This is a genomic window from Streptomyces sp. NPDC001407, assembly GCF_042895325.1.
Classification (GTDB): Bacteria; Actinomycetota; Actinomycetes; order Streptomycetales; family Streptomycetaceae; genus Streptomyces.
In genome coordinates, this window is sequence record NZ_JBIAWF010000001.1 from 184,969 (window position 1) to 202,206 (window position 17,238).

A 17,238-nucleotide genomic window follows, 5' to 3' on the forward strand; every position below is an offset into this window, starting at 1 on the left:
TGGGGGGGGGGGGGGGGGGGGGGGGGGGGTGGGGGTGGTGGCGGGGGGTGGTTTTTCCGGGCCCCCAACCCCCGGCGCGGCCCCCCCCCCGGGTTCCCTGGCCCCCCGCCGGGCGCCCCCACCCCCGGCCCACCCACAACCCAAGCCCGGCCGGCGCTTGAGGCCGCCCGCCGCAGGCGCAACGGACCCGCACAAGACAACGGCGAGCCCCACCAACACCCCGCCCCCAACCAAGATCACCCCCGCAACGTAACCGACGGCACCACCCCAAACCGCTCCCGATAGACCGACGCAAACCGCCCCAAATTCCCGAACCCCCACCGATAAGCCACCTCAGCCACCGTCACCCCACTCCCCCGCTCCGCCAGCAGATCCGCGTGGGCCCGCCCCAGCCGGATCTCGCGGAGGTAGCCGAGAGGAGTCGTATCGAGATGACGGCGGAACGCCTCCTGCAACGCGCGAGGGCTGACGCGGCCGGCGCGGGCCAGGTCGGAGAGGGTCAGCGGCTGGTCGGGGCACTCCTCCGCCAGGGCCATGGCGCGGCGTACCGCCGCGTGGCCGACGACGCCCGGGCGCTGGGCGTCCACGCCGTCGGTGACCAGCCGGTAGGACTCCATGAGCAGGGCGGCGGTCGTCTGGGTCAGCTGGGCGGCGATCAGCGGGCTCGTGCGGGCGATGCCCTCGCCGAGGATCTCGCGGTGCACGGCGTTGGAGATGCCGGCCCAGCTGCGGGCCGCGCCGGGCGAGACCGGGCCGCCTAGTCCGAAGCGGGCGCGTAACGGGCCCTCCACGCCGAGCGCGTCGGCGGCGGCCCGCTCCACGGTCTCGCGGGAGAGCCGGAGGGTCGTCATCCGCGCCCCGGGCGCCCAGTGCACCTGGAACTGGCGGTAGGGGTCGAGCACATACGTCTCCCCGGTCCCCACGACCCGCTCGTCCCGCCCGGGGGAGATCACCTTGACCTGGCCCCGGACGAGTTTGCAGACGAGGAGGTAGGAGTCGAGCGGCTGGGGCGCCACCAGGGTCTCGGCGCCGTACTGGAGGCCGGACACGGTGACGCCGGGGAAGCTGCCCTCGGCGTACCACGCGGAGAATTCCTTGGGGTCGCCGAGCACGCTGAGCTGATAGGGGCTGTAGGCGGAGCTGATGATCTCGCGGGTCTGGTCGAGATCGTTGCTGAGTACGAGCGTGCGCATGTTGCCGGGGGCCTCGGGCCCCACTCGGGGTTCGGTCATCAGGCGTTCCTCGGGAGTCCCGCGTTCTCCGGCCAGGAGCCGCGTTTGACGAGTAGCCGACAGGTGGCCCCGTTAGTACCGTTCAGCTTGTCCGCAGTCAAGGCGAGGGTCCCTCCCACAGCTCTTTCGGGACAGGCCCGGCGCCGTGCTCGGGCACGGCCCTGGATCCACGGGGGACATCCAGGGCCGGTTCCTCACCGGAGGGGCGCCCCGCCGTCAGCGGACAGACGGCGGGGTTCTTCTGCGTCCGCCGAAGCCCGGACCTCTCAGCCCTTGACCGCACCGCCCAGCGCGAAGCCGCCGCCGAGCCGCCGGGAGATCAGCGTGTAGAGCAGGATCACCGGCGTCGAGTAGAGGATCGAGAACGCGGCGAGCTGCCCGTACGCCACCTGGTCGTAGTTGCCGAAGAACGTGAAGATGCTGACGGACGCCGGGAGCTGGTCCGGCGAGAGCAGCAGCATGAAGGGCACGAAGAAGTTGCCCCACAGCATGATGAAGCTGTAGATCGCCACGACGGCCACGCCTGGCCCCATCAGCGGCAGGATGACCCGTACCAGCGCCTGGAGGCGGCTCGCGCCGTCCGTCCAGGCGGCCTCCTCCAGGACGGCCGGGACGCCGTCCATGAAGTTCTTCATCAGCCAGATGGCGAAGGGGAGTTGGGCGGCGGCCATGAACAGCGCGGTGCCGTAGACGGTGTCGATGAGGTCGATCCGTACGAACAGCCCGTAGACCGGCACCATGACCGCGGTGATCGGCAGGCAGGTCGTGAACAGCACGGTCAGCAGGTACGGGCGGCTGAAGCGCGACCGGAACCGCGACAGCGGATAGGCGGCGAGCGCCGCGCACACCATGGTGAGCGCGGTGGCCGTGCCGCACAGGAGCAGGCTGTTGAGCATGGGCCGGAAGGTGATCTCCTCGGTCATGACCGCCGAGAAGTTGGCCGAGGTGGGTCTGTCCGGGACCCGCACCCGCAGCCCGGCCCCGTCGTCGACGGACGCCAGGACCAGCCAGACGAGCGGTACGGCGAACGCGACGGCGACGGCGAGCAACGCGGCGTCGGCGGCGAGTCGTTGACGGGTGCGACGGCTGAGCGTGGGTGGCATGGCGCCTCCGTACGCGGACGGCTGTACGTACCTCCCGGTTAGTACCCACTTTTTTGTGCGTACTTGAGGCCGGACGGTCCGTCGGCGAGCCTGATCAAGGCGCCGAGCACACGATCACCGGACATCCTGGAGCACTCTCATGAGCAAGTCCCCCGTCACCGTCCTCGGCCTGGGCGCCATGGGCACGGCCCTGGCCACCGCGTTCGTCACGGGCGGCCTCCCGACCACCGTCTGGAACCGCACGCCCGGCAAGGCCGAGCCGCTCGTCGCCCTGGGCGCGACGGCCGCCGACGGCCTCCCCTCGGCGGTGACGGCGAGCGAGCTGGTCGTCGTCTGCCTCCTTGACCACGACTCGGTGCACGAGACCCTGGACCCGGTCGCGGACGGGCTCTCCGGCCGCACGCTGGTCAACCTCACCAACGGCACCCCGGCGCAGGCCCGGGAGATGGCCGGGTGGGCGGCCGGGCACGGCATCGCGTACGTCGACGGCGGCATCATGGCCGTCCCGCCGGGGATCGGCACGGAGCACGCGTTCCTCCTCTACAGCGGATCACGCTCCGCCTTCGACGCCTTCGCCCCGGCGCTGGAGCTCCTGGGCGCGCCGCGCTTCGTGGGCGAGGACCCGGGCCTGGCGGCGCTGCTGGACATCGCGCTGCTCAGCGGGATGTACGGCATGTTCGCCGGCGCCTTCCACGCGCTGGCGCTGGCGAACACGGAGCAGGTCCCGGCGGCGGAGTTCGGCCCGCTGCTCGCGGGCTGGATCACCGCGATGGCCTCGGGCATCCCGCACTACGCGCATCAGATCGAGACCGGCGACTACGCGACCGGCGTCGTCTCCAACATCGGCATGCAGGCGGCGGCCTTCGCCAACCTCCTCGAAACCGCCGAGGCCCAGGGCCTCAGCCCCGAACTCCTGGCACCCTTGGGCTCGCTGATGTCCCGCCGGGTCGCGGACGGCCACGGTCGCGAGGACGTGTCGGGGGTCGTGGAGCTGCTGAAGCGGGCGTGAGGGCGCCGGCAGGTCACCGGAAGTCGGCGGCGTGGTCCTGCGCCCACTGCGCGAACGGGACGGCGGGCCGCCCCGTGACCTCCGCGACGCCGTCGTGCACCGCGGCCGGCACGCCGTCGTACGCGGCGCGGTACGCGGTCAGCGTCTCGGCGATGGCCGGTCCCACGAGCCGCGCCGTGCGCTCGAACTCCTCCTCGCGGCTGATCGGTTCGATCCGGACCGGCTTGCCGATGGCCCGCGCGACGAGCCCGACCATCTGCTCCTCGCTGAGCGACTCGGGGCCGGTCAGGTGGTACGTCGCCTTGCGGTGGGCGTCGTCGAGCAGCGCCAGGACCGCCAGGGCGGCGATGTCCCGTTCGTGCACGGGCGCGTTGTGCGTGCCCGGGAACGCGGACTCCACCACGCCCTCCGCGCGGATCGAAGGCGCCCACTGGAGCGTGTTCGTGGCGAAGGAGCCGGGCCGCAGGATCGTCCAGTCGACGCCCGACGCGGCCAGCGCCCGCTCGGCCGCGATGTGGAACGCGCCGATCGCGTTCGACTCCGGGTCCTCCTCCGCCGCCGACAGCGAGGACAGCAGCACGATGTGCTCCACGCCCGCGGCGCGCGCGGCGTCGAGGAACGCGCCGATGCCGGTGGGCTCGGCGTACAGGAACACCTTGCGCACCCCGTCGAGAGCGCCCGCGAACGTCCCGGACTCGGAAAGATCGAGCCGCACGGCCGATGGCCCGCTCTCCCCGGGCCGACGCCCGGCGGGCCGCACCGCCGCGCCGCGCTCCCGCAGGTCGCTCAGAACAGCCGCGCTCACACGGCCTCGCGCGCCGGTCACCAGAATCGTCATGAGATCTCCTGTCGACGGATGGAGCGACGAGTGCCGGGCCCCGCCCGGCCGTGATCCGATCGTCCGTCCGAACCTGACGAACAGCCTCGTCAACTCACCACCGGGCCCCCGAATTCCCCGTCAGGGTTGACGCTTCTCTATGGTGTCGAGATGTTGACCGTACGAAGGATGACCGATACCGACATCACCGCCGTCTCGACGATACGGGTGGCCGGCTGGCAGGCCGCGTACGCGGGCACCGTGCCGCAGACGTATTTGGAGAACATGACGGTCGAGGCGGACGCACAAGCCCTCCGGGCCCGCTTCGCCCGGTCAGGCCCGCAAGGGGCTGACCTCGTGGCGGTCGATGACCGTACCGGAGTCGTGGGGTGGGCCAGCTTTGGCCCCTGCCGTGGCGCGGAAGCGGATACCGGCGAGCTCTACGCCCTCTACGTCCACCCCCGGCTCATCGGAACGGGGGTCGGCCGCAGGCTGCTCACCGCCGTACACGCCGACGCGGTGACGTGCGACTTCCGTACCCTGCTCTTGTGGGTCCTGCGGGACAACCCCCGAGCGCGCCGCTTCTATGAACTCGCGGGCTACGCCCCGGACGGAGCCGTCCAATACGACGACTACGACGGCGTACCCGTCCCGGAAGTCCGCTACCGCCGCCGGATGGGGACATGACTCAGCCGCCGACCGGGACCCCTGCGGGCACGCCCTTCTCCCACAACTCTTCGGCATGCTCGGCGAATCGGGAGAACAGCCCGCCGTCACCTTGGCGGCGCAAGTGCAGCAGCGGGGAGTCGTGCCCGACCAGCCGTGCCAGATGTGGGGTCACCAAGAGCTCGTCATCGAAGCGAAAGACGGAAAGCGAGACATGGTTGACCGCGTCCACGGGAGCGGAGAAGCGGGCCTCCACCCCGTCCGCGGCGCCCAACTTTCCCAAATGCTCCAAGGTGATCCTGATGCGCGTGGAAACCGTCAACGCGACGTCTTCGAGCTGCTCGCGCTGACGCGTGACGTCACCTTCCGGGTCACCCAGAAGGAAGCGCACCCGGCATCCTTCGCCTGCCTTGCGGCGCAGAGTGCCGACGAAGTCGGGCTGGTCCAGCCAGAGGAAGTAATTCGTGTATCCGGCGAAGAGGAGATCCTGGGAAGAGCTCTCGATCAGCCCTCCCCACACCGTGGACGGACACGCGGACCGGTAGGGATAGCTGTGGACCAGTTCCCTGTCCGTACCGGTCTTGATGCGGTCCTTCACGGATTTCGGCCACAGCATCTCTTCGTCAACTCCCAGCTCGGCGCAGGCGTCTTGGCGGTTCTTCCGGTGCGGAATCAACTCCGGATCGTTCAGCCACCGCTCCACGGTCTTGCCTGACACCCCGACTCTCATGGCCAGCTTGCGAGGCGTGAGACCGGCATCGGCCATAGCCGACCGCAGAGCAGTGTTCAAGACCCAGCCTCCAGACGTTTGGGACGTCTTCCACGCTAGCGTCGAAACAGCCCAACTGTCCGGGATTCAGGGCCGATACGTCCTTCTTGGGAGCCGAAGATGGCCCCGTGCCACCCGAGGCGAGCCGACCAGGCCGCCCGAAGGCCGGATGAGGAAGGACAGGTCATGAACGACACGCCTGACACGGAGAAGCGCGACGCCGCTCTCCGCGACAAGGTCCGCGAGGCCAACAAGCGCAGCACCGGGGACCGTACGTGATCGCCGTCGCGCACGCCTCCGCCGGGCCGTACACGATCGTCAAAGGGGACGCCAAGAGCTGCCGGACATGCCGTCGGCTGGACGACGCCCGCGCCCTGGCCCTGTCTCGACGGGACGCCACCACCGAGGCGGCCTGCGCCGAGCGCGCCATGCGGCACATCTACGACGTACACCGGGTGAGCCCATGAAGTCGGACAACACCTGGTGCCTCACCTGCGCACGACTCGCCCTCGCCCGCGCCGCCGCCTTCCGCTGCGGCGAGTACCAAAGGGTGAGTGCGGTCAACGCCGATCTACAGCGCCACCGGGACGACGCACATTCCGGCACTTCGGCCTCAGCCCCACTCCGCCCCCGCTGCTGAGCAGCAGGCACAAACGCATCGCGGATCGACGGTGGGCCCACCCGCGGGCCCACCGTCAGCGGATCACCGGAAGTCGGCCGCGTGGTCCTGCGCCCACTGCGCGAACGGGACGGCGGGCCGCCCCGTGACCTCCGCGACGCCGTCGTGCACCGCGGCCGGCACGCCGTCGTACGCGGCGCGGTACGCGGTCAGCGTCTCGGCGATGGCCGGTCCCACGAGCCGCGCCGTGCGCTCGAACTCCTCCTCGCGGCTGATCGGTTCGATCCGGACCGGCTTGCCGATGGCCCGCGCGACGAGCCCGACCATCTGCTCCTCGCTGAGCGACTCGGGGCCGGTCAGGTGGTACGTCGCCTTGCGGTGGGCGTCGTCGAGCAGCGCCAGGACCGCCAGGGCGGCGATGTCCCGTTCGCGCACGGGCGCGTTGTGCGTGCCCGGGAACGCGGACTCCACCACGCCCTCCGCGCGGATCGAGGGCGCCCACTGGAGCGTGTTCGTGGCGAAGGAGCCGGGCCGCAGGATCGTCCAGTCGACGCCCGACGCGGCCAGCGCCCGCTCGGCCGCGATGTGGAACGCGCCGATCGCGTTCGACTCCGGGTCCTCCTCCGCCGCCGACAGCGAGGACAGCAGCACGATGTGCTCCACGCCCGCGGCGCGCGCGGCGTCGAGGAACGCGCCGATGCCGGTGGGCTCGGCATACAGGAACACCTTGCGCACCCCGTCGAGAGCGCCCGCGAACGTCCCGGGCTCCGAGAGATCGAGCCGCACGGCCTCCCCTCCGGGCTGCCGCCCGGCGGCCCGCACGCCCACACCGCGATCGGTCAGTTCACTCAGCACGGCCGCGCTCACCCGACCGCGCGCGCCGGTCACCAGAATCGTCATGAGATCTCCCCTGTCAACGGATGGAGCGATGAGCGCCGGGCAGCGCCCGATCATGAACGGATCGTCCGCCCCAGCCTGACGAACAGAGCCGTCAACTCACCACCGGGCCCCCGGAATTCCCCGTCAGGGTCGACCGTTCCGAGGCCGGTCCCGCACAGCGGCCCTTCAGGCGCACCCAGTGAAGGCCGCACTGCCTGTCACCCCCACGCGCTGCACGATGCACCACGCGCCGAGCCAGGCCCAGCTTCATACTGGCCCCATGTCAACACCGCAGACGACAGAGCTCCCCGACATCCCGCGCACCATCGGCGGGATCGCCGCCGCCCTCGAAGCCCACTGGCAGGACAAGTTCTGGGACGACGTACGCCGCATCCACGACGGGATCTCCGCCCGTATGGCCATCGACGACTGGTGGAGGCAGGCGGTCATCGACACCGCCGGCAGCGACACGGCGAAGCGCGCCGCGCTGGAGGATGCCGCCGACCTGCACCTGATCGCCCTCGCCAGAGCGGACAGCGACGGCACCACCATGAACCATGAAGAGGCCATGGCGGTCTTCGACCAGGCGCAGGCATCGTGAGCTACACGCTGATCTGGGCCAACGACACGGCCCTCAAACTGCGGGAGTTGCGTCAACGCGACGGGGACGCGGTCAAGCCGTTCCACGACGCCATCAACAGCCTCGTCCGCGATCCCCGCCCGTCGTCCTCCGTACAGATGGGCGGGACGAACTCCTACCGGTTACGCACCGGCAAGTACCGGGCCCTGTACGAGATCAGCGACAGCCGGGTGTCCGTAACCGTGCTGATGATCGGAACCACCCGGTCCGGTGATCCACGCCGGATCACCGCTCCCCCACCGTGGACGGACACACAACTGCCGGACGGGATGGATTTCTCCAGCCCGTCCGGCAGTTGAGGATGCTCGTCGCGGACGGCGGTCGAAGCCCCGCCCTAGAAAACCGACTCCGCCTCGTCCATCCGGTCCTCCGGCACCCGCTTCAGCTCGGTCACCGCATCAGCGAGCGGGACCATCTTGATGTCCGTGCCGCGCAGCGCGGTCATCTTGCCGAAGTCGCCGCGGTGGGCGCCCTCGACCGCGTGCCAGCCGAAGCGGGTGGCGAGGACGCGGTCGTACGCGGTGGGGGTGCCGCCGCGCTGGACGTGGCCGAGGATGACCGGGCGGGCCTCCTTGCCGAGGCGCTTCTCCAGTTCCGCGGCGAGCTTCGTGCCGATGCCGGCGAAGCGCTCGTGGCCGAACTGGTCTATGGCGCCCTTGGCGTAGTCCATGGAGCCCTCGGCGGGGTGGGCGCCCTCGGCGACGCAGATGACGGCGAACTTCTTGCCGCGGGCGAAGCGTTCCTCGACCATGGTGACCAGGTCGGCGACGTCGAAGGGGCGCTCCGGCAGGCAGATGCCGTGGGCGCCGCCGGCCATGCCGGACTCCAGGGCGATCCAGCCGGCGTGGCGGCCCATGACCTCGACGACCATGACGCGCTGGTGCGACTCGGCGGTGGTCTTCAGCCGGTCGATGGCCTCGGTGGCGACGCCGACGGCGGTGTCGAAGCCGAAGGTGCGGTCGGTGGAGGAGATGTCGTTGTCGATGGTCTTCGGCACGCCGACGACCGGCAGGCCCGCGTCGGAGAGCATCTTGGACGCGGTGAGCGTGCCCTCGCCGCCGATGGGGATGAGGACGTCGATGCCGAGGTCGCGGGCGAGCTCCTTGGAGCTCTCGCACGCCTCGCGCAGCCGGGCGCGCTCCAGGCGGGAGGAGCCGAGGATGGTGCCGCCGCGGGCGAGGATGCCGCTGACCGCGTCGAGGTCGAGCTTGCGGTGGCGGCCTTCGAGCAGGCCCTTGAAGCCGTCCTCGAAGCCGATCACCTCGTCGTTGTGGCCGACGACCGCGCGGTGCACCACCGAGCGGATGACAGCGTTCAGGCCGGGGCAGTCGCCGCCTGCGGTGAGGACTCCGATGCGCATCTGGCTGTGTCTCCTGCTCGCTACTGGTACATGTGAGCCGAACCGATTGTTTCACGGGCCGGGAGGTACTGACGCACCCCGTGCCGCACCCCCCGCCCACGCCCCGTGAATCACCTGCTGACGCGCGCCTTATCCACGGGCGCAGGTATTGTCAAGAGGGCAAGCCCACCATAACGGCTATTTTTTTACCGAATGAACACGGCGATGGAGCAAGGAGAGCACGCGTGACGCGCAGCGTGTACGTGACCGGGACCGACCGGGGCGACGGCCGCCAGGTCATCGAGCTGGGAGTCATGGAGCTCCTGACCCGCCATGTCGACCGGGTGGGTGTCTTCCGCCCGCTGGTCCACGGTGACGGCCCCGACCGCCTCTTCGACCTGCTGCGCTCGCGCTACCGGCTCGGCCAGTCGCCGGAGAGCGTGTACGGCCTCTCCTACGGCGAGGCGTCGGCGCTCCAGGCCGAGCGGGGCACGGACGAGCTGGTGTCCGCGCTCGTCGAGCGCTTCCTGGCGGTCGCCCGGCAGTACGAGTACGTGCTGGTGCTCGGCACCGACTACGCGGGCTCCAACCTGCCCGACGAGCTGGCGCTGAACGCGCGCCTGGCGAACGAGTTCGGCGCCTCCGTGATCACGGTCGTCGGCGGCCAGGACCAGGACGCGGAGTCGGTGCGGGCCGAGGCGCGCAACGCCTATCGCGCGTACGAGGCGCTCGGCTGCGACGTCGTCGCGCTGGTCGTCAACCGCGTGGCCCCGGCCGACCGCACGGCCGTCGCCGAGCGGCTCGCGGCGAGCCTGCCGGTCCCCTGCTACGCGCTGCCCGAGGACGCGTCGCTGTCGGCGCCGACCGTGGCGCAGATCGTCGGCAAGCTCGGCGCCGAGGTGCTGCTGGGCGACGACTCCGGGCTCAACCGCGACGCCCGCGACTTCGTCTTCGGTGGCGCGATGCTCCCGGCGTTCCTGCCGGCGCTGACCGAGGGCTGCCTGGTGGTGACCCCGGGCGACCGCACGGACCTGATCATCGGCGCGCTGGCGGCGCACAGCGCGGGCGCCCCGCCGATAGCCGGCGTGCTGCTGACCCTGGACGAGCGGCCGGGCCCGGACATCCTGGCGCTGGCGGGCCGGCTGGCCCCGGGCACGCCGGTGATCTCGGTGCCGGGCGGCTCCTTCCCGACGGCCCAGGAGCTGTTCGCGATCGAGGGCAAGCTCAACGCCGCCTCGCCGCGCAAGTCGGAGACGGCGCTGGGCCTCTTCGAACGGCACGTGGACACCGCGGAGCTGACGAACCGTATCTCCGTCGCCCGCTCCAGCCGCGTCACCCCGATGATGTTCGAGCACGAGCTGATCGAGCGCTCCCGCTCGGGCCGCCGCCGCGTCGTGCTGCCGGAGGGCACCGAGGAGCGCGTGCTGCGCGCCGCGGACGTGCTGCTGCGCCGCGACGTCTGCGACCTCACGCTGCTGGGCGAGGAGGAGGCGATCCGCAAGCGCGCCGGCGAGCTGGGCATCGACCTGGCCGACGCGCAGCTCGTCGACCCGCAGACCTCGCCGCTGCGCGAGCGCTTCGCCGAGCTCTACGCTCAGGTGCGCGCCCACAAGGGCATGACCGTGGAGCTGGCCCACGACATCGTCGCCGACGTGTCGTACTTCGGCACGCTGATGGTCCAGGAGGGCCTGGCCGACGGCATGGTCTCGGGCGCGGTGCACTCCACCGCCGCGACCATCCGCCCCGCCTTCGAGATCATCAAGACGGCGCCGGGCGCGCAGATCGTCTCCTCGGTCTTCTTCATGTGCCTGGCCGACCGGGTGCTCGTCTACGGCGACTGCGCGGTCAACCCGGACCCGAACGCCGAGCAGCTCGCGGACATCGCCATCCAGTCGGCGACGACGGCCGCGCAGTTCGGCGTGGAGCCGCGGATCGCGATGCTGTCGTACTCCACCGGCACCTCCGGCTCCGGCGCCGATGTCGACAAGGTCCGCAAGGCCACCGAGCTGGTGCGCGAGCGCCGCCCGGACCTGCTGGTCGAGGGCCCGATCCAGTACGACGCCGCGGTGGACGCCGCGGTCGCCGCGACCAAGCTCCCGGACTCCGAGGTCGCGGGCAGGGCCACCGTGCTGATCTTCCCCGACCTCAACACGGGCAACAACACCTACAAGGCCGTGCAGCGCTCCGCGGGCGCCGTCGCGGTCGGCCCGGTCCTCCAGGGCCTGCGCAAGCCGGTCAACGACCTGTCGCGCGGCGCGCTGGTCCAGGACATCGTGAACACCGTCGCGATCACCGCCATCCAGGCGCAGGGCGAGCAGCGCCCCTGAGCCCGTTACTGTCGGTACGGGGCCGCGCGGCCCCGTACCGACAGCCCCGCCGAGACCCGTACACCACCCGGAAAGCCTTCATGACTGCCAATCCCACCCGTGTCCTCGTCCTCAACTCCGGCTCCTCGTCGGTCAAGTACCAGCTGCTCGACATGGCCGACCGCACCCGGCTGGCCGTGGGCCTGGTCGAGCGCATCGGTGAGGAGACCTCCCGGCTGGCGCACACCCCGCTCGCGACGGGCGGCGCGAAGCGCGAGCGCGAGCAGCCGATCGCCGACCACGAGGCCGCGCTGAACGCGGTGGCCGAGGAGCTGGCGGCGGACGGGCTGGGCCTGGACTCGCCGGAGCTGGCCGCGATCGGGCACCGGGTGGTGCACGGTGGCAAGAAGTTCACCGAGCCGACCGTGATCACCGAGGAGGTCGTGGCGGAGATCGAGCGGCTGATCCCGGTCGCCCCGCTGCACAACCCGGCCAACATCACCGGCATCCGCACCGCGCAGGCGCTGCGCCCGGACCTGCCGCAGGTCGCGGTCTTCGACACGGCCTTCCACACCACGATGCCGGAGTCGGCCGCTCGCTACGCGATCGACGTGGAGACCGCGGACGCGCACCGCATCCGGCGCTACGGCTTCCACGGCACCTCGCACGCGTACGTCTCGCGCGAGACCGCCAAGCTGCTCGGCAAGGACCCGTCCGAGGTCAACGTCATCGTGCTGCACCTGGGCAACGGCGCCTCCGCCTCGGCGGTCCGCGGCGGCCGCTGCGTGGACACCTCGATGGGCCTGACCCCGCTGGAGGGCCTGGTCATGGGCACCCGCTCGGGTGACCTGGACCCGGCGGTGATCTTCCACCTGGCGCGCAACGCCGGCATGTCCGTCGACGAGATCGACTCGCTCCTCAACAAGAAGAGCGGTCTGATCGGTCTGTGCGGCGACAACGACATGCGCGAGATCCGCCGGCGCATCGACGCGGGCGACGAGAAGGCGGCCCTGGCCTTCGACATCTACGTGCACCGGCTGAAGAAGTACATCGGCGCGTACTACGCCGTCCTCGGCAAGGTCGACGCGGTGGCCTTCACCGCCGGTGTGGGCGAGAACGCCGCCCCCGTCCGGGAGGCCGCCGTGGCGGGCCTGGAGGAGCTCGGCCTGGCGGTGGACGCCGACCTCAACGCCGTCCGGGCGGACGAGCCGCGGCTGATCTCCCCCGACTACGCCCGGGTCGCCGTCGCCGTCGTGCCCACCGATGAGGAGCTGGAGATCGCCACTCAGTCGTACGCCCTGGTCAGCGCTTGATCACCGGCCAGCACTTGGCCTTTCCCACAGCTCGAATATTCCGCTCCGAAACAAACCGATAGGATCTGCCCCATGCGCCGTTCCAAAATCGTCTGCACCCTGGGCCCCGCCGTCGACTCCTTCGACCAGCTGAAGACGCTGATCGAGGCGGGTATGAATGTGGCCCGTTTCAACATGAGCCACGGGACCCACTCGGAGCACGAGGAGCGGTACCACCGCCTCCGTAAGGCCGTCGAGGAGACCGGCCGCGCGGTCGGCGTCCTGGCCGACCTCCAGGGCCCGAAGATCCGCCTGGAGACCTTCGCGGACGGCCCGGTGGAGCTGGTGCGCGGCGACGAGTTCACCATCACCACCGAGGACGTCCCGGGCGACCGGACGATCTGCGGCACGACCTACAAGGGCCTGCCGGGCGACGTCTCCAAGGGCGACCAGATCCTGATCAACGACGGCAACGTCGAGCTCCGGGTCACCGAGGTCGAGGGCCCCCGGGTCCGGACGATCGTCATCGAGGGCGGTGTGATCTCCGACCACAAGGGCATCAACCTGCCCGGCGCGGCGGTCAACGTCCCGGCGCTGTCCGAGAAGGACATCGAGGACCTGAAGTTCGCTCTCGCGATGGGCTGCGACATGGTCGCGCTGTCCTTCGTCCGCGACGCCAAGGACGTCCTCGACGTGCACCGCGTCATGGACGAGGTCGGCCGCCGGGTGCCGGTCATCGCCAAGGTCGAGAAGCCGCAGGCCGTCGCCAACATGGAGGGCGTCGTCATGGCGTTCGACGGTGTGATGGTGGCCCGTGGTGACCTCGCGGTGGAGTATCCGCTGGAGAAGGTCCCGATGGTGCAGAAGCGCCTCATCGAGATGTGCCGCCGCAACGCCAAGCCGGTGATCGTCGCGACCCAGATGATGGAGTCGATGATCACCAACTCGCGGCCGACCCGCGCCGAGGCGTCCGACGTCGCCAACGCGATCCTGGACGGCGCGGACGCGGTCATGCTGTCGGCAGAGTCGAGCGTCGGCGCCTACCCGATCGAGACGGTCAAGACGATGTCCCGCATCGTCGAGGCGGCCGAGGAGGAGCTCCTCTCCAAGGGCCTCCAGCCGCTCGTCCCGGGCAAGAAGCCGCGCACGCAGGGCGGCGCCGTCGCCCGTGCCGCCTGCGAGATCGCCGACTTCCTCGGCGCGAAGTCGCTGGTCGCCTTCACCAAGTCCGGTGACACGGCCCGCCGCCTGTCCCGCTACCGCGCGGCCCAGCCGATCCTGGCCTTCACCACGGACGCCTCCACCCGCAACCAGCTCACGCTGAGCTGGGGCGTCGAGACCTACGTCGTGCCGCACGTCGACAACACCGACGCGATGGTCGACCTGGTCGACGCGGAGCTGCTGAAGCTCAAGCGCTACAGCAAGGGCGACACGATGATCATCACCGCCGGCTCGCCCCCCGGCATCCCGGGCACGACCAACATGGTCCGCGTCCACCACCTGGGCGGCGAGAGCCTCTAGGCAGGACGGAGGGGCCGGTTCCTGGCTGAATCTCAGCCAGGAACCGGCCCCTCCGGCGTTCCCGCAGGTCTTTACGAATACGTGCCGTCCGTCAGGTACTGGTGCAGGTTCGGGATGTGCAGCGTCCCGCCGAACTGGCCGCCCTGCCGGATCTTCACGTTCGTGTAGAAGATCGGGATCGGCAGCTTCAGGCCGGGGATCAGCGGCGGCGGGCTCGTGGGGCTCGCGGTCGACGGGATCAGCCCCAGCAGATTGCCCTTCAACTCCTCGGTGTACATCGTCACTTGCCCGCCCGTCACCGTGGAGTCCGTCCCCGGCCCGACGATGTGGTACTCCTTGCCGTAGCTGTTGACGATCTGGTGCAGGTCCTTGATGGTCAGCGCGTCCGCGGTGAACTTGAGCACGGACTTCTGCTGCCCGTTCACCATCGTGATCTTCTTGATGCCCTCGTAGGTCAGCCCCTTGAGCGTGAGGACCTTCGCCTCCAGATACCAGGGCTGGTTGGGGAAGGAGTGGCCGTCGTTCCCGTCCGCCGCCTTCCCCTTGGGGCACGGCGGCAGGGCCCCCGGCGAAGCGCTCGTGCCCGGTGAGGGCGAGGTGCTGGGGTCGGCGCTCGACGGTGCCGTGGACGGCTTGGCGGACGGTGACGGCGCAGCCTTCGGCTTTCCGCTGGGCTGCCCGTCGGGCGTACGCGCATCGGCGGGCGGCGGTGCGGCCGGCTTCTTCGACGCGGACGGCGCGGAGGGGCCGCCCGACGGGTCGGGCGAGGCGCTCGGCGCCGCCGACGGCTGCTCGCTGCCGGACTTGCCACCGTGCAGGATGTCCCTCAGCTTGTCACCGAGGCCCAGCGGGTCCAGCGGGTTGAAGGGCTTGGACGGCGAGGGCGAGGCGGACGGCGGGGCCGGGGCCTGCGTGGGCGGCGGGTCGGCCTTGGCGGGCTTGTCCGTGTCCGGGCTGCTGCCGGGCTCCGGCTTGGCCTCCGGCTTCGCGGACGGCGAGGCCGGCGCCTTCGAGGGCTGCTCCGAGGGCCGGGTGATCGATTCCTTCGCGCTCCGGCTCGGCGCCGGGCTCGGGCTGGTGCTCCCACTCGCGCCCGGCTCGGGCGAGGCGTCGGGCGCGGTCGCGCACTGCCCGTCGAACGGCTCGGGCAACGGCGGCTTGGCCGAGGCGAGTTGGGGCGTGAGCCCCATGCCCATCAGGACGGCCGTCGGCATCGCGGCGATGGCCACGGCCTTGCCCGCCGGCATGTGGAGCCGGGCGAGCAGCGCCTTGCGGGGCGCGGCGTGCCGGGGCCCGTTTCTCACACCCTCGCCCTCGGGTGTCTCCTCAAGCGGCACTGTGCCCCCCGTCGCTGTCCTTGAGCAGGCTGAGCCCCGACGGCGGCGTATCGGCCCGCGGTGCGGGGCCGCCCTCCGGGTCCTCCGCCTCCGCGACCGGCTTGCCCGGCGCCCAGGAGACGCCGAGGGCGCCGCCGATGAGGGCGAGCAAGAAACCGATCAGGAACGCCCCGAAGTTGGACACCACCAGCGACACCAGCGCGAGCAGGATCGCCGCGACACCGGCGAAGATCCGCGACTGTTTCTGGAACCAGAGCGTCAGCCCGAGGACGATCAGCAGCACGCCGATGATCAGCGAGCCCGCACCCGCGGTGGTGGCCATGCGGATGTGCAGGTCGCCCAGGGTCATGGTCTGGTACGGGATGTACATGATCGGGATGCCGGCCAGCAGGGTCCACAACCCGCCCCAGAACGGGCGCTGCCCGCGCCATTCCCGGAACGAGTGGCGGGCGCGGCCGAATGATCCTGCCGGCCGGGGTCGCGTGTCGGCGCTCATGTCGTACGGCTCCTCGGGGCGATCGGTGTTACGTGTCGCTCGCTGTCCGGCGAGCGGTGCGCGCGGTACGGGCACGGGACCGTGCTTCCCTTCCCGCACCCGTCCGTTCAGCGCGTCACTGCTTCTTCAGCTCGCACTTGGCCTGGCCCTTGCTGACGCTCAGGTGCAGACCCGGCAGGGTGAAGGTGCCCGCCGAGGTGGCCCACGCCTTCTGGTCCACCGTGTCGAACCAGACCTCTCCGGCCTGCTGGGCGAACGAGCCGGGCTCGTGCGATCCTTCGCCGCCCTTGCCCGGGCCCGCCGGGCCCGGCCCCTTGGTCGTGTTGTCCGCGGACACACCGATGTCGATGTCCTTGAACGTCGCGTTGGCGGTCATGTCGTCCGCGTCGATGTACAGCTTCGACGCCTTGACCTGCTTGCCGCCGCCCCCGGCCGTCAGCGTCATCGACACGTTGAAGCCGAGGCCGGTGGGAACGGTGACCGCCTGGCAGAGGCCGTTGATCTCGGCGGTGTCGATACCGACCACCGCGACGGGCTTGGCGCCCGCCTTGGTGCTGTCCAGGGCGCCGTACTGGACGAATCCGGTGCCGTGCAGCTTGTCGGCCGTCACCTGGAACTGCTGACCGGAAACACTGAACGAAGCCGCCAGCGCTCCCTGCGCCACCGCCACACCGATCGCGGCCGTAGCCGCCATACTGGGCACCATCACGACGGCGAACCGGCGCCACCTGGTCCCACCGCGAGTCTGGGACTGCATGACTTTCCTCCTTCTCGGACGTACATCTCCGGTCGGTGCCTCATGGCCCGGGTCCGGGATGGGAGAAGTGCTACGTCCTCGGGAAGAAGAGCGCCGCCGCACCCGGCGGCGCGAAACGCCTCCGACGGCACCGGCGATCACCCCCGAGCGACAACCACTGGCCACGCGTTCGCGCAACCGCGGGGACAGGCCCTGCCGTTGACGGCCGGGACCCCCCTGTCCCATGAGCCGCCCCGGCTGCGGGACGGCCCGCCCGGTGGGGACCCACCTCCGCACACCGACCGGCTGCCGGGTAAGGGAATGGACCGAGCTTGGCCGATCGTGGTCCATTCGCGGCCGGGGCACAAGAGGTTCATTACTAGCGAGTAACGGGCCGATAACCAAGGGAGGTCCAGACCGCATCGACCAGTGCCGAGAGGATGCCGCACCGTGCGCGGAAGAATCGGTAGCCATACG

General features: G+C 70.8%; 17 protein-coding genes. 8 read left to right on the forward strand and 9 right to left on the reverse strand.

Translation table 11 applies throughout. From position 1 onward, the window contains the following. Positions 1 to 236: 236 nt before the first annotated feature. A complete protein-coding gene (locus ACFY1P_RS00800) occupies positions 237 to 1,232 on the reverse strand; it encodes an AraC family transcriptional regulator (RefSeq protein ID WP_390749271.1) in 996 nt (331 codons plus the stop codon). Positions 1,233 to 1,498: 266 nt separating this feature from the next. After that, positions 1,499 to 2,335, reverse strand: a complete 837-nt coding sequence (locus ACFY1P_RS00805; protein WP_361526385.1) for a carbohydrate ABC transporter permease — start codon at positions 2,333 to 2,335, stop codon at positions 1,499 to 1,501. 139 nt (positions 2,336 to 2,474) lie between these two features. On the opposite strand from ACFY1P_RS00805, the gene ACFY1P_RS00810 reads away from it, so the two are divergent. After that, positions 2,475 to 3,344, forward strand: a complete 870-nt coding sequence (locus ACFY1P_RS00810) for an NAD(P)-dependent oxidoreductase (protein WP_390749272.1) — start codon at positions 2,475 to 2,477, stop codon at positions 3,342 to 3,344. 13 nt (positions 3,345 to 3,357) lie between these two features. On the opposite strand, the gene ACFY1P_RS00815 is transcribed toward ACFY1P_RS00810, so the two are convergent. Further along, positions 3,358 to 4,182, reverse strand: a complete 825-nt coding sequence (locus tag ACFY1P_RS00815; protein ID WP_390749273.1) for an NAD(P)H-binding protein — start codon at positions 4,180 to 4,182, stop codon at positions 3,358 to 3,360. A 168-nt stretch (positions 4,183 to 4,350) separates the two neighbouring features. On the opposite strand from ACFY1P_RS00815, the gene ACFY1P_RS00820 reads away from it, so the two are divergent. Continuing rightward, entirely contained in the window at positions 4,351 to 4,848 is a 498-nt protein-coding gene (locus ACFY1P_RS00820; RefSeq protein ID WP_390749274.1) for a GNAT family N-acetyltransferase, read from the forward strand. 1 nt (position 4,849) lies between these two features. On the opposite strand, the gene ACFY1P_RS00825 is transcribed toward ACFY1P_RS00820, so the two are convergent. After that, complete coding sequence (locus ACFY1P_RS00825; protein ID WP_390749541.1) at positions 4,850 to 5,443, reverse strand: XRE family transcriptional regulator; 594 nt, start codon at positions 5,441 to 5,443, stop codon at positions 4,850 to 4,852. 428 nt (positions 5,444 to 5,871) lie between these two features. Here ACFY1P_RS00825 and ACFY1P_RS00830 point away from each other — a divergent pair, with 428 nt between their 5' ends. Beyond that, the gene (locus ACFY1P_RS00830) at positions 5,872 to 6,063 is read left to right on the forward strand and encodes a hypothetical protein (protein ID WP_361526400.1); all 192 of its coding nucleotides are present in this window, start codon (positions 5,872 to 5,874) and stop codon (positions 6,061 to 6,063) included. 236 nt (positions 6,064 to 6,299) lie between these two features. Here ACFY1P_RS00830 and ACFY1P_RS00835 read toward each other — a convergent pair whose 3' ends face one another. After that, complete coding sequence (locus ACFY1P_RS00835; protein WP_390749275.1) at positions 6,300 to 7,115, reverse strand: NAD(P)H-binding protein; 816 nt, start codon at positions 7,113 to 7,115, stop codon at positions 6,300 to 6,302. A gap of 259 nt (positions 7,116 to 7,374) precedes the next feature. On the opposite strand from ACFY1P_RS00835, the gene ACFY1P_RS00840 reads away from it, so the two are divergent. Then, the gene (locus ACFY1P_RS00840; protein ID WP_361526405.1) at positions 7,375 to 7,695 is read left to right on the forward strand and encodes a hypothetical protein; all 321 of its coding nucleotides are present in this window, start codon (positions 7,375 to 7,377) and stop codon (positions 7,693 to 7,695) included. Then, complete coding sequence (locus tag ACFY1P_RS00845) at positions 7,692 to 8,033, forward strand: type II toxin-antitoxin system RelE/ParE family toxin (RefSeq protein ID WP_390749276.1); 342 nt, start codon at positions 7,692 to 7,694, stop codon at positions 8,031 to 8,033. The genes ACFY1P_RS00840 and ACFY1P_RS00845 overlap by 4 nt, the downstream gene beginning before the upstream one ends. A gap of 35 nt (positions 8,034 to 8,068) precedes the next feature. Here the strand turns inward: ACFY1P_RS00845 and ACFY1P_RS00850 are convergent, their stop codons facing one another. Next, positions 8,069 to 9,094, reverse strand: coding sequence for an ATP-dependent 6-phosphofructokinase (locus ACFY1P_RS00850; RefSeq protein WP_361526411.1), 1,026 nt, complete (start codon positions 9,092 to 9,094; stop codon positions 8,069 to 8,071). Positions 9,095 to 9,318: 224 nt separating this feature from the next. On the opposite strand from ACFY1P_RS00850, the gene pta reads away from it, so the two are divergent. The 3 genes from pta to pyk all read left to right on the forward strand — a co-directional run bounded on the left by pta (position 9,319) and on the right by pyk (position 14,192). Then, positions 9,319 to 11,400 carry a phosphate acetyltransferase gene (gene pta / locus ACFY1P_RS00855; protein WP_361526414.1) on the forward strand — a complete coding sequence of 694 codons (2,082 nt, stop codon included), beginning with the start codon at positions 9,319 to 9,321 and terminating at the stop codon, positions 11,398 to 11,400. Positions 11,401 to 11,480: 80 nt separating this feature from the next. Beyond that, a complete protein-coding gene (locus tag ACFY1P_RS00860; RefSeq protein WP_361526417.1) occupies positions 11,481 to 12,692 on the forward strand; it encodes an acetate kinase in 1,212 nt (403 codons plus the stop codon). Positions 12,693 to 12,764: 72 nt separating this feature from the next. Next, positions 12,765 to 14,192: a pyruvate kinase gene (pyk, locus tag ACFY1P_RS00865; RefSeq protein WP_361526420.1), complete on the forward strand. Its 1,428-nt coding sequence runs from the start codon at positions 12,765 to 12,767 to the stop codon at positions 14,190 to 14,192. A gap of 71 nt (positions 14,193 to 14,263) precedes the next feature. Here the strand turns inward: pyk and ACFY1P_RS00870 are convergent, their stop codons facing one another. The 3 genes from ACFY1P_RS00870 to ACFY1P_RS00880 form a co-directional block, all read right to left on the reverse strand. Beyond that, a complete protein-coding gene (locus tag ACFY1P_RS00870; protein ID WP_361526423.1) occupies positions 14,264 to 15,496 on the reverse strand; it encodes a hypothetical protein in 1,233 nt (410 codons plus the stop codon). A 22-nt stretch (positions 15,497 to 15,518) separates the two neighbouring features. Beyond that, positions 15,519 to 16,025: a DUF6114 domain-containing protein gene (locus ACFY1P_RS00875; protein ID WP_361526426.1), complete on the reverse strand. Its 507-nt coding sequence runs from the start codon at positions 16,023 to 16,025 to the stop codon at positions 15,519 to 15,521. 115 nt (positions 16,026 to 16,140) lie between these two features. Beyond that, positions 16,141 to 16,782, reverse strand: coding sequence for a DUF6230 family protein (locus ACFY1P_RS00880; RefSeq protein WP_361526429.1), 642 nt, complete (start codon positions 16,780 to 16,782; stop codon positions 16,141 to 16,143). Between the last annotated feature and the right edge of the window lie 456 nt (positions 16,783 to 17,238).

Coding starts and splice junctions, on each gene's coding strand:
- ACFY1P_RS00800 (WP_390749271.1), bottom strand. CDS start 1,232: ATGACCGAACCCCGAGTGGGGCCCGAGGCCCCCGGCAACATGCGCACG.
- ACFY1P_RS00805 (WP_361526385.1), bottom strand. CDS start 2,335: ATGCCACCCACGCTCAGCCGTCGCACCCGTCAACGACTCGCCGCCGAC.
- ACFY1P_RS00810 (WP_390749272.1), top strand. CDS start 2,475: ATGAGCAAGTCCCCCGTCACCGTCCTCGGCCTGGGCGCCATGGGCACG.
- ACFY1P_RS00815 (WP_390749273.1), bottom strand. CDS start 4,182: ATGACGATTCTGGTGACCGGCGCGCGAGGCCGTGTGAGCGCGGCTGTT.
- ACFY1P_RS00820 (WP_390749274.1), top strand. CDS start 4,351: ATGACCGATACCGACATCACCGCCGTCTCGACGATACGGGTGGCCGGC.
- ACFY1P_RS00825 (WP_390749541.1), bottom strand. CDS start 5,443: ATGCTGTGGCCGAAATCCGTGAAGGACCGCATCAAGACCGGTACGGAC.
- ACFY1P_RS00835 (WP_390749275.1), bottom strand. CDS start 7,115: ATGACGATTCTGGTGACCGGCGCGCGCGGTCGGGTGAGCGCGGCCGTG.
- ACFY1P_RS00840 (WP_361526405.1), top strand. CDS start 7,375: ATGTCAACACCGCAGACGACAGAGCTCCCCGACATCCCGCGCACCATC.
- ACFY1P_RS00850 (WP_361526411.1), bottom strand. CDS start 9,094: ATGCGCATCGGAGTCCTCACCGCAGGCGGCGACTGCCCCGGCCTGAAC.
- ACFY1P_RS00860 (WP_361526417.1), top strand. CDS start 11,481: ATGACTGCCAATCCCACCCGTGTCCTCGTCCTCAACTCCGGCTCCTCG.
- pyk (WP_361526420.1), top strand. CDS start 12,765: ATGCGCCGTTCCAAAATCGTCTGCACCCTGGGCCCCGCCGTCGACTCC.
- ACFY1P_RS00875 (WP_361526426.1), bottom strand. CDS start 16,025: ATGAGCGCCGACACGCGACCCCGGCCGGCAGGATCATTCGGCCGCGCC.
- ACFY1P_RS00880 (WP_361526429.1), bottom strand. CDS start 16,782: ATGCAGTCCCAGACTCGCGGTGGGACCAGGTGGCGCCGGTTCGCCGTC.